13 protein-coding genes are annotated in these 13,415 nt (G+C 33.0%); 9 read left to right on the top strand and 4 right to left on the bottom strand.

The window, feature by feature from the left end; genetic code table 11:
- Positions 1-19 precede the first annotated feature (19 nt).
- From IEW45_RS01390 to IEW45_RS01380, 3 genes are all read right to left on the bottom strand, one after another.
- Positions 20-1,675, bottom strand: a complete 1,656-nt coding sequence (locus IEW45_RS01390; RefSeq protein ID WP_188619434.1) for a BspA family leucine-rich repeat surface protein — start codon at positions 1,673-1,675, stop codon at positions 20-22.
- A 77-nt stretch (positions 1,676-1,752) separates the two neighbouring features.
- Positions 1,753-2,304, bottom strand: coding sequence for a hypothetical protein (locus IEW45_RS01385; RefSeq protein ID WP_188619433.1), 552 nt, complete (start codon positions 2,302-2,304; stop codon positions 1,753-1,755).
- Between the two features lie 296 nt (positions 2,305-2,600).
- Positions 2,601-4,304, bottom strand: a complete 1,704-nt coding sequence (locus IEW45_RS01380; protein WP_188619432.1) for an alkaline phosphatase D family protein — start codon at positions 4,302-4,304, stop codon at positions 2,601-2,603.
- A 135-nt stretch (positions 4,305-4,439) separates the two neighbouring features.
- On the opposite strand from IEW45_RS01380, the gene IEW45_RS01375 reads away from it, so the two are divergent.
- The 7 genes from IEW45_RS01375 to IEW45_RS01345 all read left to right on the top strand — a co-directional run bounded on the left by IEW45_RS01375 (position 4,440) and on the right by IEW45_RS01345 (position 9,945).
- Positions 4,440-5,111 carry a hypothetical protein gene (locus tag IEW45_RS01375; RefSeq protein ID WP_188619431.1) on the top strand — a complete coding sequence of 224 codons (672 nt, stop codon included), beginning with the start codon at positions 4,440-4,442 and terminating at the stop codon, positions 5,109-5,111.
- 108 nt (positions 5,112-5,219) lie between these two features.
- Entirely contained in the window at positions 5,220-6,170 is a 951-nt protein-coding gene (locus IEW45_RS01370; protein WP_188619430.1) for an isopenicillin N synthase family dioxygenase, read from the top strand.
- 142 nt (positions 6,171-6,312) lie between these two features.
- The gene (locus IEW45_RS01365) at positions 6,313-6,717 is read left to right on the top strand and encodes a GxxExxY protein (RefSeq protein WP_229665868.1); all 405 of its coding nucleotides are present in this window, start codon (positions 6,313-6,315) and stop codon (positions 6,715-6,717) included.
- A gap of 13 nt (positions 6,718-6,730) precedes the next feature.
- Positions 6,731-7,084, top strand: coding sequence for a translation initiation factor (locus IEW45_RS01360; protein ID WP_188619428.1), 354 nt, complete (start codon positions 6,731-6,733; stop codon positions 7,082-7,084).
- A 57-nt stretch (positions 7,085-7,141) separates the two neighbouring features.
- A complete protein-coding gene (locus IEW45_RS01355; RefSeq protein ID WP_188619427.1) occupies positions 7,142-8,014 on the top strand; it encodes a nucleoside phosphorylase in 873 nt (290 codons plus the stop codon).
- A gap of 126 nt (positions 8,015-8,140) precedes the next feature.
- Positions 8,141-8,986 (top strand): substrate-binding domain-containing protein, encoded by an 846-nt coding sequence (locus tag IEW45_RS01350; RefSeq protein WP_188619426.1) that lies wholly within the window; start codon positions 8,141-8,143, stop codon positions 8,984-8,986.
- A gap of 26 nt (positions 8,987-9,012) precedes the next feature.
- Positions 9,013-9,945, top strand: a complete 933-nt coding sequence (locus IEW45_RS01345; RefSeq protein ID WP_188619425.1) for a transglutaminase domain-containing protein — start codon at positions 9,013-9,015, stop codon at positions 9,943-9,945.
- A 14-nt stretch (positions 9,946-9,959) separates the two neighbouring features.
- Here the strand turns inward: IEW45_RS01345 and IEW45_RS01340 are convergent, their stop codons facing one another.
- Positions 9,960-10,625, bottom strand: a complete 666-nt coding sequence (locus IEW45_RS01340) for a uracil-DNA glycosylase (protein WP_188619424.1) — start codon at positions 10,623-10,625, stop codon at positions 9,960-9,962.
- Positions 10,626-10,760: 135 nt separating this feature from the next.
- Between IEW45_RS01340 and IEW45_RS01335 the strand changes: the two genes are divergently transcribed.
- Both IEW45_RS01335 and IEW45_RS01330 read left to right on the top strand, forming a co-directional pair.
- Positions 10,761-12,929, top strand: coding sequence for an endonuclease MutS2 (locus IEW45_RS01335; RefSeq protein WP_188619423.1), 2,169 nt, complete (start codon positions 10,761-10,763; stop codon positions 12,927-12,929).
- A gap of 8 nt (positions 12,930-12,937) precedes the next feature.
- The gene (locus IEW45_RS01330; protein WP_373283154.1) at positions 12,938-13,351 is read left to right on the top strand and encodes a thiol-disulfide oxidoreductase DCC family protein; all 414 of its coding nucleotides are present in this window, start codon (positions 12,938-12,940) and stop codon (positions 13,349-13,351) included.
- The last annotated feature ends 64 nt before the right edge of the window (positions 13,352-13,415 follow it).

Genomic DNA, 13,415 nt, shown 5'->3' with positions numbered 1-13,415 from the left:
TTTAAAAGTATTTTATTGATTAATTCTTAATCAATTTATATTCTGCTGAACCTTTATTGGTTTGTATACTTAATATGTAAATACCTGAACTCAGACTTTCAGTACTAATATTTTCAAAGTTTTGATTTAAACTCATTAACTGACTTCCCTGTAGGTTATATACTTTTACTTCTTCAAGCTGAACTGCTGATTTTACTTCTATATGTAAAATATCATTAACTGGGTTTGGATATAACAATAATTGTTCTTCTGTAAATGATACAGTTGTGGCTGTGCAGTCTTCTGCCAGACTATCTCCATCAATAGTCCATCCCAGCTCATTAATTAAATAATTTCTAGTTTCCTCATCACAATATTCTAACTCATCTGCACCTATAGTTTTATTTTCTAATCCTAATTCTTTAAATCTGTTTAATAAAGCATCATAATTATTAACATCCAAGCCTGAATAACCAAGAAATGTATAATATAATTGTGGATTAGGATAATCTATATTTTCAAATGTAATGTCAGTATTAAAATTCCATCCCGAAAGATCTTGATTAAAAATATATGCATAATTAAACATGCTTCCCATTTTTATAACATTAGAAACATTCCAGTTATCTAAAGGTTGATTATATACGAATGCACTCCAAAACATAGCTTCCATAGTTGTTACATTAGAAACATCCCAGTTATTTAAAGGCTGGTTAAAAGATATGCAACCGAAAAATGTACTTGACATATCTGTTACATTGGAAACGTCCCAACTATTTAGAGGTTGATTAAATGAATGAGCTTGCCAAAACATATACCCCATATTTGTCACACTAGAAACATCCCAGTTATCTATAGGTTGATTAAATGGAGTAGTATTAAACATTCCACGCATATTTGTTACATTAGAAACATTCCAGTTATCTAAAGGCTGGTTAAATGAAAGTGCTCTTACAAACATTCTATTCATGTTAGTTACACTAGAAACATTCCAGCTATTTAAAGATTGATTAAAATCTGGACAAAAACCAAACATTTCAGACATATCCACAACATTAGAAACATTCCAGTTATCTAAAGGCTGATTAAAATGAGTACAGTCTGCAAACATTCTACTCATGTTCGTTACACTAGAAACATCCCAATTATTTAAAGATTGATTAAAATTGTTACAGTCGAAAAACATACTGCTCGTGTTATTTACGTTTGACATATCCCAATTCGAAATATCTTGATTAAAACTATTACAATTACTGAACATAGATTTTGTAGTTGTTACATTACTTAAATCGGGAGCATCAGTGGCAGTTATCGTTAAATTACTACATCCTAAAAAAGCATTTTCCATACTCGTCCATTGAATGTCTCCCCATTGTTCTACTGTTAATAGTTTGTTACTGTCTGAAGGAGGATTTGAACTCAATCCAAAACTTATTCTACTAAACTCTCCTGACATTGTAACAGTATATATATCATTACTTGAGTAAGTGTGTGTAATTTCTCCTGATTGATTAGTTAATATTGTACCGTCACCAAAATCTATAGTGTAATTATCCGGAATATCATCATCCTCAACAACGTCAATTGTTATAGAATTGCCTAGTGAAGAAGTGTCCCAAGTTGTAATAAAAGGAGCTTGCGCATTGGCTAAATAAGTAATAAAGCAAAAAACAAGTAGTAAATTGTTCTTTTTCATAATGTGGGTTTTATAAAACAAGAGACAAAAATACATTTTTACAGCAAGTACATCTATTAAAAAATAATTATTAATAACTACCTTTTATTTATTACACTTTTATCATCACTTAAGTATACATACTTTTTCTTTTCATCCGTTGATATACTTAAAACTTTGCCATAGCTTTCAGGAAGGTCTAGTTCTGTAGCATGTAGCCACTCCCCTTTCCCTAAAACAGCTATTTTTTCGTTTACGTCTATTTTTCCTTCATAATATCTAAGTGTTTTATTCAAACCTATCCAATACTTACTGTTGTAGTTATGTTCTTTAAGAAACTGTTTTAACTCTTCTGTAGGATTTTCAAATAAATCGGATTTAAATTTTACATCTCTTACAATATGGCTTTCTATGTTATCATCAGATATAAATGCATAGTGACCATTATCATTTATAACATAATCTGTCATGACTTCTTCTTCAATAACTGTTGCCCAGTGATATTGTCTACTATTTCCAGTATATACTTTTTTCTGAACTTTTATATAATAGTGACAACACTGAGTACCCGATAAAGGAGCTGTTATTACTTTATTTACGGGTTCTGCTTTTCCAATAATTTTCGCTGTTTCTTTATTCTTAAAATCCATAATAGATTTTAAGGGAGCTTTTTTTAGTTTTCTTTTTACTCTCGCTTGTTTATTGAGAAAGAAGCCCCAAACTATATAGAATATCAGACCTCCTAAAGGTATAAAGAACCATAAATTCATAATTGTTTTTTAAGTATTTATATAACCCGTAATATACTTTTTTATAAAATACAAGAATATGTTTTAAAAATGAAAATAGGTAGATAACCCTTGAAGAGTTTTATAAAAATAAGCAACACCCACTTTGTGAAAAACAAAGTGGGTGTTAGTATATAAAAGCATACTTATTCCGTATATTATGAATAAGTAATACTATGCCCTATTTCAGTAGCATATGTTGGTGATAGTATTGTATCTACAAATACCCAATCTGATTTTACTTCTGCTTCTGTAAATGTAGCCATTATAAAACCTCGTCTTGAAGCATCAAAATAAGAAAGTCCGTCTACCAATATATTTAATGCTTGTTGAAATCCTGCTATAGTAGCAGCATCTACATCACCTAAATAAGTCTCAAAACCGGGGGAGCTAATACTTGATGTTGCTAACTCTACCCCTACTTCTGTACCGTCCTCTTTATAAAGCGTGTTATTCCAGGCATTATGGGTGTCTCCTGCCAGAGTTACTATTTTTTTACCGTTTAATGAGTTGTATAATATTTCTCTGTCTATAGGATAACCATCCCAAGCATCAAGATTATAAGGTATAGTGGTTGTTACACGTGCTATTTCTTCAGGAGTAAGCGTTGGGTCATTATTTAACAATCTCATTTTAATTGTAACTAACTCTGTAAGTAGTGCTGTAAAACCCTCACTACCAAAAGCGAGTAACATTTCTGCAGGCACATGCATTTTACCCATTAATACTTGCTGCCCTAAAACCTGCCATTTAGCAGCACTTGAGGTTATTTGACTTATTGCCCAGTTACGTTGTGTTGCACCTAGTAGTGTTCTTTCAGGGTTTGTTAAATCATTTTGAAAGGATACAGCATCAAAACCTCCTGCGGTATAATAATTAGTCATATCAAGCTGCTTATCTCTTGCTATAACACGAGTATCAAGCATAACAAGGTTAACTAAGTTGCCAATATTTACAGTTCTGTATATAAGTTCATTATTACTTTCATCTGTTCTGGAAAATGGTAAAAACTCGCTGTATGCTTGCAAAGCATATTGTTTTCTTACTTCAAAACTACCTTCTGTTGCTTCAGTATGGTTTTCAGCACCGTCTTTATATGTATCATTAGCTATTTCGTGGTCATCCCATACACATATAAATGGTTTCTTTTGGTGTGCCAGTTGTAATGAAACATCAGACCTGTATTGCTTGTAACGTGTTCTATAGTCTTCCAATGATAGCATTTCTCCTGCCGGTTCGTGGTCTCTGTTTAAGAAAGCATTTTCAGCAGTAGCACCATATCCTCCTGCTCCGTATTCATATAGGTAATCACCTAAATGTACAATAATATCAGCTTCAGAATTAGCCATTGCATCATATACATTAAAAAGACCAGCCTGATAGTTTGAACAAGAACAAACTGCCAATTTTACAGATGATGCATTAACAGGTAGAGTAATTGTTTCACCGGTTACAGAAATAGCTTCATCCTCTGCACTCATAAAACGGTAATATAGCTTTTGGTCAGCGTCAAGCTCTGTTAATTCAACAGCCAGTGTGTTATCTCTAAAAGAATCTGTAACCAATTCTCCGTTTCTTAGTATATTTTCAAAGTTTTCGTCGGTTGCAACTTCCCAAATAATGGTTGCTCCTGCTCTGTTATAACGTGTCCATATAATTACAGAGGAGCTGCTAGGTTCAAAGCTGGCTACTCCTTGATTAAAGTTCTTTTGTGTAAATCCGTCAGGATTAACTGGTGCAGGATTAGTGTTGTTATCGTCATCATTACTACAGCTTATAAAGTTAGGTGCCAGTATAATACCTCCTGCTGCTAATAGTGATTTTTGAATAAAACTTCTTCTTGTGTTGTTTTTTGATTCCATATATAATAGTTTTTCCAAAAATCACTTTATAAATTAACACCTCTGTTAGTTAATCTTTACTATTACATTATTGCAGTTTTTTATTTGTTTATAAATGGTTAAATTTGGGTATACAACTTAAATTACTAATCTATTATGAACAGCTACGCTAATAAGGTTATTTCTAAACAAGGACAATCAGCTACTAACACAAATAGCACAGTCAATAATAAATCAGGCTCTTATATAGCAGATAATCGCCCGCAGGCAGTTACACAAAGAAAGTTAGTTAAGGAAATTCAAAATAAACCGAATACTTCTGTTATTCAGTTTGGAGGCAACAGGCCTTCTTTTTCAGGCCCTGCTACTAAAATAAAAAAGCAAGGAGCACCCTTATTAACCGGCGATGAATATGATATGGCGCATAGGCTTTCCTATCAGCGTATAAAAGAAATAGTAGAATCTGGAAACAATGCAGTAATCCATAAAATGGTAAAAGCTTTAACCATTCCAAAACGAACTTTTGGAATGTATCAAAAAGGGTATCAGGGCTATTATAATCATGTTACCTCAATAACGGATCAAGACGAATTAATAAAAGCATTAAATAACTCTCCTTTTAATTTGAGACCTGGTAATCCATCTGTAAACAGAAGTATTGGTAGTGGTTTTGACCCTAATGTAGATGATGCCGGATATGAAACAGATCAATCAGAGGGCTTAGAAGAATTTGCTTCACAACAAGGAGGACAAATAAGAACCTCTAGTTATTTATCTGATAAAGAGTTGTCCACGTGGGAGAACAAAGCGTTTGGAGGATTGTTTTAAATAATATAGATTTGTTAATAACTTCCATTATTCTACCCTAAAAAATATCCTTATGTTTGTATTTAAAAGGCTTTATGCCTTTTTAAGTTATTAACAATTTTTATTACCATGCAAAACATTCCAAGTGTTAATCTGCGTGATTTCCTTTCGGATGACCCGAAACGCAAACAAAAATTTGTAAATGAAATCGGTAAAGCCTACGAAGAGATAGGATTTGTAGCATTAAAAGGACATTTTCTTGATGACCAGCTTGTAGAAGAACTTTATAGTGAAGTAAAAAACTTTTTCAATCTTCCTTTAGAAGTAAAAGAACAATACGAAATTCCGGGTATTGGCGGACAACGCGGCTATGTATCTTTTGGAAAAGAACATGCTAAAGGACGTAAAGAAGGAGATTTAAAAGAATTTTGGCATTTTGGTCAATACTTACCTGAAGGTTCTAAGTATGCAGATGAATACCCTGATAATGTACAGGTAAAAGAAGTGCCTAAGTTTAATGAAGTGGGTAAAGAAGCATATAAAATGCTTGAAAAAACAGGTATTTATGTATTACGTGCCTTGGCACTGTATTTAGGTCTTGATGAATTTTACTTTGACAAGTATGTAGCTGAAGGTAATAGTATTCTTCGCCCTATTCACTACCCTCCTATTACAGAAGAGCCTAAAAATGCGGTACGTGCAGCGGCACATGGCGATATTAACCTTATTACACTGCTAATGGGAGCACAAGGTAAAGGCTTACAAGTGCAAAACCATGAAGGGGAATGGATAGATGCTATTGCAGAACCTGATGAACTTGTTATTAATGTAGGTGACATGTTAAGCCGCCATACAAACAACAAGTTAAAAAGTACTATACACCAAGTAGTGAACCCTCCTAAAGAGTTATGGGGTAGCTCACGTTACTCTATACCGTTTTTTATGCATCCTGTTAGTGAAATGAAACTGGATTGTTTAGAGAACTGTATTGATGAAGAAAACCCTAAACTATATGAAGACATTACTGCGGGAGAATTTCTGCATGAACGTTTAGTTGAGTTAGGCTTAATCAAAAAATAATAACTATTTTTATATAGCTGTAAAGCATTAGGTTTTTTAACCTGATGCTTTTACTTTTATAACCATATTATAACAGAACGCGAATAACGCAGATTAAACAGATATTCACAGATTTTTTGATCCCGCTATGCTTCATAAACATTTGACAGGAGAAATAATAAAAGCTTTTTACGATGTCTATAATGAGCTTGGTTATGGTTTTCTTGAAAGAGTATATCAAAATGCACTGTTTATAGAGTTAAAGCAAAGAGGCTTTGATGTTGAAGCACAAAAGAAAATATCTGTATATTATAAAGAACACTTAGTTGGCGATTATTTCGCAGATATAATTGTAAATAATAAAGTAATCTTAGAACTAAAAGCTGCAGAATACATAATTGATGAATTTGAATATCAACTAATAAATTACCTTAAAAGTACAGATTGCGAAGTCGGGTTATTATTAAATTTTGGAAAAGAACCTGAGTTTTCACGTAAAATTTTCAGTAATGTTAAGAAAAAAATTCGTATTAATCCGTCTAATCCGCTTCATCTGCGTTCCAATTAATAAAGAATAAACTATGGCAAAAAAGAAAATGAATAGCCTTGAAGATTTAGGTGGGTTTGTTTTTTCTACAAATGATGATTTTGAATTTGATAACGGAGAAGAACAACAGGAAACTTTACCCAATAACGAACAAAGGCTTGAGGCTTATATAGATAAAAAAAACAGAGGTGGTAAAGTAGCTACTGTTATAAAAGGCTTTGAAGGTAATGATGACGACTTGAAAGCTTTAGCTAAAAGACTTAAAACACTTTGTGGAGTTGGTGGTTCTGCTAAGGACGGAGACATTATTATACAAGGAAACTTTAGAGATAAAATAATGGATTTCCTTACTAAAGAAGGTTATAAAGTAAAACGTGTAGGTGGTTAATTATTACCTTATTACTTTTATTAATTATACGCAATTAACAACAACATCAATCAACTAATGAAAATACAGGAGTCAGAACTTATATTAAACCCAGATGGCAGCGTTTATCACTTAAACCTTAAGCCTGAAAATATTGCGCACAATATAATATTTGTGGGTGATCAGGATCGTGTTGAAAAAATCACGCAGCATTTTGACCGTATCGAATTTTCTACTCAAAAAAGAGAGTTTAAAACACAAACAGGTACATATAAAGGTAAAAGGCTAACAGTAATTTCTACTGGTATAGGCCCTGATAATATTGATATTGTAATGAATGAGCTGGATGCATTGGTTAATATAGACGTTTCTACCCGCCTGCCTAAAAAAGAACTTACTTCTTTAAATATAATACGAGTTGGCACATCAGGTTCTTTACAGTCAGATGTACCGGTTGATAGTTTTGTAATGTCTAAATATGGTTTAGGTACTGATAATATGCTGCGTACTTACCTTGTAGAAAAAGTCTCAGAAAGCGAGATTGAAGATGCTTTTATAAGTTATACTAAGTGGGATGCCCGTAAAGGAAAACCTTATGTAGTAAAAGCCAGTGATAAATTACTGCAACTTATGGCTAGTGACAGAGTTTACAATGGTTTAACAGCTACAGCAGGTGGTTTTTATGGCGCTCAGGGGCGTATTTTGCGTTTAGATATCCAAGACAGGGAGCTAAACAGTAAAATGGACAGCTTTAACTACAAAGGTAACCGCATCACTAATTTAGAGATGGAAACAGCTGCTATTTATGGATTATCTGCTTTGCTAGGACATAATGCGTTATCGCTTAACGCTATAATTGCTAACCGACCTAATGGTACTTTTAGTGCAGATCCTTATGATGTAGTTGAAAAATTAATTCAATATACTTTAGAAAAGATTACAGCATTGTAACAATGCATAAATAACTAGACTATTCAATCCTTAATTTATATTAAGGATTTTTTCTTGTAATAAGGTTAAGTTTCTTATTTATATAAATTTCTCTTACTACCTTTATAGTTTAAATAATCACATAGAATGAAAAAAGTAAGAATAGCAGGTGTCCCCGAACATTTTAACCTGCCTTGGCACTTAAGCATAGAAAAAAATATATTTAGAAATAATGATATAGATGCCGTATGGACGGATGTACCTGAAGGAACAGGTAAATTATGCCAAATGCTTCGTAATAATGAAACAGACATAGCCGTAATACTAACCGAAGGTATTATAAAAGATATTGCTGCGGGTAATAACAGTAAAATAGTACAAGTTTATGTACAATCGCCTTTAATATGGGGAATTCATGTAGCAGCAGGTTCTGATTACAATACTGTAAATGATTTACAAAATGGAAAAGTAGCCATTAGTCGATATGGTTCAGGTTCACATTTAATGGCTATAGTAAACGCAAAAAAGGAAGGCTGGGAGACAAACAAATTACAATTTGAAATAATTAATACACTGGATGGCGCTATTGAAGGACTTACTGAAGGTAATGCCGATTATTTTATGTGGGAACGTTTTATGACAAAGCCAATAGTAGACAAAGGTATCTTTAGGCGTGTTGGCGACTGCCCTACCCCTTGGCCTTGTTTTGTAATTGCTGTACGCAATGAGTTTTTAGAAGAAAACAAAGAAACTATTGGAACGGTTTTAGATATAATAAACAGTGCTACAAAACAGTTTAAAAGTATACCTGATATTGATAAAACACTGGCAGAGCGATATAATCAAAAACAAGAGGATATTAAAGAGTGGTTGACTCTTACAGAATGGTCTCAGGAAAAGCTGAATGAAGAGACTTTTAATAAAGTACAAAATCAATTGGCAGAGTTAAATATCATTACAGAAAAAACTACATTTGAAAACGCAACAGGATAAATTTACAGCTTTTCAGGGCAGGTAAAATGGCAGAATCTAAAACCACTACTTTTCAAAAATTTAAAAAAAAGCTTCAGATAGGAAAGCCGTGGGATTCTATTATCATTTTAGCCCTTAATATACTTATAGCAATACCTGTTTTTATTATTTTGCACCAAAACTTAATAGACCCTGAATGGCCTTTACATTTAGACAGGGTTCTGATATTTATTACATTAGTAGTTATACTTCAACTGATTTTAAAATTACTTAAAACCATTATTATAATATGTATATTCCTCTACCTTATCGCTTTGGTGTATGGTACTTTGTTTGGACAATATGGTTTTAAAACTGTATTTGAGGACTATCAGGCTATGATATATACTATGTCTGAAGACCCTAACCCACAGGATATTATAATTTCAAAACTATTGCCATTTCCTAATAAGTCTGAAATACTGGATGCTGTAGAGTATAATAATCCTAAAGTAAGAAACTTTGCCCTTTCAGCCACAACTGATTTTTTCGACCAGGTTAAAGGGTACCATGAACAACGGAAAATGATACAATGTTTTGCAGTATTTAAAGCAATCAGAGACAGATGGAATTATGTAAACGATCCTAAGGGACGCGAATATATTGCTTATGCGAGCGAATCGCTGCAACATTTTTCAGGAGACTGTGATGACCATGCAATACTTATGGTTGCTTGTATACGTGCTATAGGCGGTACACCCAGAATAATACACACAGGAGGTCATTTATACCCGGAAATGCTCGTTGGCGATAAATCAGATCTTGAATCAGCAATATACCTTATAAAAGAGGTCTTATTTGTAAAGGAAAGTAAAGGCAAAGAAATACACTACCACATAGATGAACGAGGACAGGTATGGTTAAACTTGGATTATACAGCAAGATATCCGGGAGGACCATTCATGTCTGAAGAGATATTAGGAGCACTTACTCTAAATTAGTAGCACCTATATTACTACCAATCAATAGTTTCTTTTCCTTTTGAAGCTAAAAAAGCATTTGCCTTACTAAAATGCTCGTTACCAAACCATAATCCTCTGTTAGCACTTAATGGCGAGGGATGCCCTGATTCTAATATACAATGTTTACTTCGGTCTACTTTTGCACCTTTCTTTTTAGCAAAGCCGCCCCAAAGCATAAACACAACATTTTCTTTCTTTTCAGATATTTTTTGAATAACAGCATCCGTAAAAGTTTCCCATCCCCTGCCTTGATGGCTACCTGCTTGTGATTGCCTTACTGTAAGTGTTGCGTTGAGTAACAATACACCTTGATCTGCCCAACGTTCTAAATTTCCTGTTTCAGGGAAAGGCTTTCCTAAATCATCCTGAATTTCTTTAAAAATATTAATTAAAGAAGGAGGGTTCGGTATACCATCACTCACAGAAAAACACAAACCGTTTGCCTGATTTGGTCCGTGATAAGGGTCTTGTCCAATGATTACTACTTCTACTTTATCAAAAGGACAATGGTCAAAAGCAGCAAAAATGCGGTTACCTTTCGGGTAACAGGTATGCTGAGCATATTCTGTTTTTACAAACTTAATAAGGTTTTTAAAGTATTCTTTTTCAAACTCGTCTTTCAGTACTTCTTTCCAGGATTCGTGAATGCTGACACTCATAATAATCAATGATTTTTACAAATATAGCTTTAAACTTATATTTTCTATTTATAAAGCTTTTATAAACTTTACTAAAATACTTAGAGTAAGCGTAAATATGTAGTATTTTTGCAAGAAATTTGCTTACTACAGAGGATGATTAATGTTACAGAGAAAACTTTAAAAGATTTAGAGTTTAATACAGTACTGGAAACAGTTTCAGCAGGTTGTGTTACAGAAGCAGGTAAAAAGAAAGCTTTTGATATAAAACCATATAAAAACAAAGATTTATTAATGAAGTCTTTGTTGCAAACATCTGAATATGTTTCCTCTTTTGATAATGATAACTTTTTACCCAATCATGGGTTTGATGCTATTGATAAAGAAATAAAGTTTCTTGCTATTGAAGACAGTTATTTGGAGGCTGCTTCATTCAGGAAAATAGCTACTATTTCAGAAACCGTAAATGTATTACGAAAGTTTCTGGAAAAGTTTAATGACTACTATCCTACTCTTAATGAAAGAGCTACAGAAGTAAACTATACTAAAGAAATAGTTACTTACATTGATAAAGCCATTGATAAATATGGTGATGTAAAAGACAACGCTTCTTCTGAACTAGAGGTTATTCGCCGTGAAATGAATTTGGTTAAAGGTAAAATTAACCAAAGCTTTACTGCTGCTTTAACACACTATAATGGGTTAGGTTATCTTGATGACATTAAGGAAAGTATAGTAGAAAACAGACGTGTTTTAGCTGTCCAGGCTATGTATCGTCGTAAAGTAAAAGGCTCTATACTGGGTAGTTCTAAAACAGGTAGTATAGCGTATATTGAACCGGAAGCGACCTTACGCTATTCACGAGAGTTAAATAATTACGAGTATGAAGAAAAAGAAGAGGTAAAAAAGATTTTAAAGCAGCTTAGTGCAGCTATACGCCCTTTTGTACCGCTTCTTGAAGAATATCAGGACTTTTTAACGGATATAGATGTTATATCAGGTAAAGCTAAGTATGCGCGACGTATAAATGGTTTATTACCAAATATTACCGAAGAGAAAAGATTATTTTTCAGAGATGCTTTCCACCCTATTTTATACTTAAATAATAAGGCGAAACAGGAGGAAACTTATCCTCAAAGCATTGAATTAAAACAAGATAATAGAATAATTGTAATATCGGGTCCTAACGCCGGAGGTAAAAGTATTACCTTAAAAACAATAGGTTTATTACAATTAATGTTGCAATGTGGTTTACTGATACCTGTGCATGAAAGAAGTGAAACCTGTTTATTCAACCGAATTTTAACAGATATAGGTGATAATCAGTCAATAGAAAACCATTTGAGTACCTATAGTTACCGTCTTAAAAACATGAATTATTTTTTAAAGAAGTGTAACGATAAAACACTTTTCCTTATAGATGAGTTCGGTACAGGATCAGACCCTGAACTGGGTGGTGCTTTAGCAGAAACCTTTTTAGAAGAGTTCTATAACCGTGAAGCATTTGGTATTATTACCACACATTACAGCAATTTAAAAATGCTGGCAAATGAGTTACCACACGCTACTAATGCTAACATGCTTTTTGATGAAAAATCATTAGAGCCTATGTATAAGTTAATATTAGGGCAAGCCGGTAGTTCGTTTACATTTGAAGTAGCACAAAAAAACGGTATTCCTTTCAGCTTAATAAACCGAGCTAAAAAGAAAATAGAACGTGGTAAAGTTCGTTTTGATAAAACTATTGCCAACCTTCAAAAAGAACGCTCTAAGCTTGAAAAAACCTCTCAAACATTAAAAGAAGAAGAAAGCAGAGCCAGAGAGGAAAGTAAAAAGCTGGAGAGTACCAATACTAAAATACAGCAAAAACTGGAAAGCTATCAAGAACTGTATGATGCTAACCAAAAGCTAATTTACTTAGGGCAACGTTTAGATGACTTGAGCGAGAAGTACTATAATAATAAGAATAAAAAAGTGCTTATTGGTGAGTTCCTGAAAATGGTAGAAATAGAGAATTCTAAAAGAAAGAAAGTTGCTCCTAAAGAAAAAAAGATAAAAGATAAAGAGCAACGTAAAGTTATAGCAGAAGTAAAACAGGAAGTAGATAAAATACGTAAAGAGAAAAAAGAAAAGAAAATTAAAGCCACCCCTGTTGAAAAACCAAAAATCACTCCAAAAGTTGGTGACCGTGTTCGTATGATTGATGGCAAAGCTGTCGGTACACTTGATGTTATTGAAAAAAATAAAGCTACTGTAAATTATGGTATCTTTACATCTAAAGTAGATCTCGACTCACTAGAGTTAGTTGAAGCTAAGAAAAAGTAATTATGGATATAGAAACGCTTCCAAAAGATAAAAAAATAATACTGTTTGACGGGGTATGCAATTTATGCGACGCTACTGTTCAATATCTTATTAAGCGTGATAATAAAGACGTATTTAGGTTCGTAGCATTACAATCTGAACTGGGAGAAGAAATTATTAATTACTTAGGCATTAACAGAACAAAAACAGATTCTATTATACTTTACGAACCTGGAAAAGCGTATTATTATAAAGCACAAGCAGCGATTAAAATAGCCAGTGCTCTTGGAGGCATATATACGTTAATGAACGTTTTTACTATCTTCCCAAAAGGCTTAAACAATATGGTGTATGACTATATTGCTAAAAACCGCTACAAGTGGTATGGTAAAAAATCAGAGTGTATGATTCCTACTCCCCAGATGAAAGCTAAATTTCTATAATCAGTAAGCGATAAATACACATTTATATTTATCCTAAAAATGAGATATAAAAAAAAAGCCCTGA

Origin of the sequence: Flavobacterium suaedae (assembly GCF_014642915.1) — a bacterium.
Taxonomy (GTDB): Bacteria; Bacteroidota; Bacteroidia; order Flavobacteriales; family Flavobacteriaceae; genus Flavobacterium; species Flavobacterium suaedae.
Note: the sequence above shows the minus strand (reverse complement) of the source record. Positions and strands in the feature narration are given on the sequence as shown.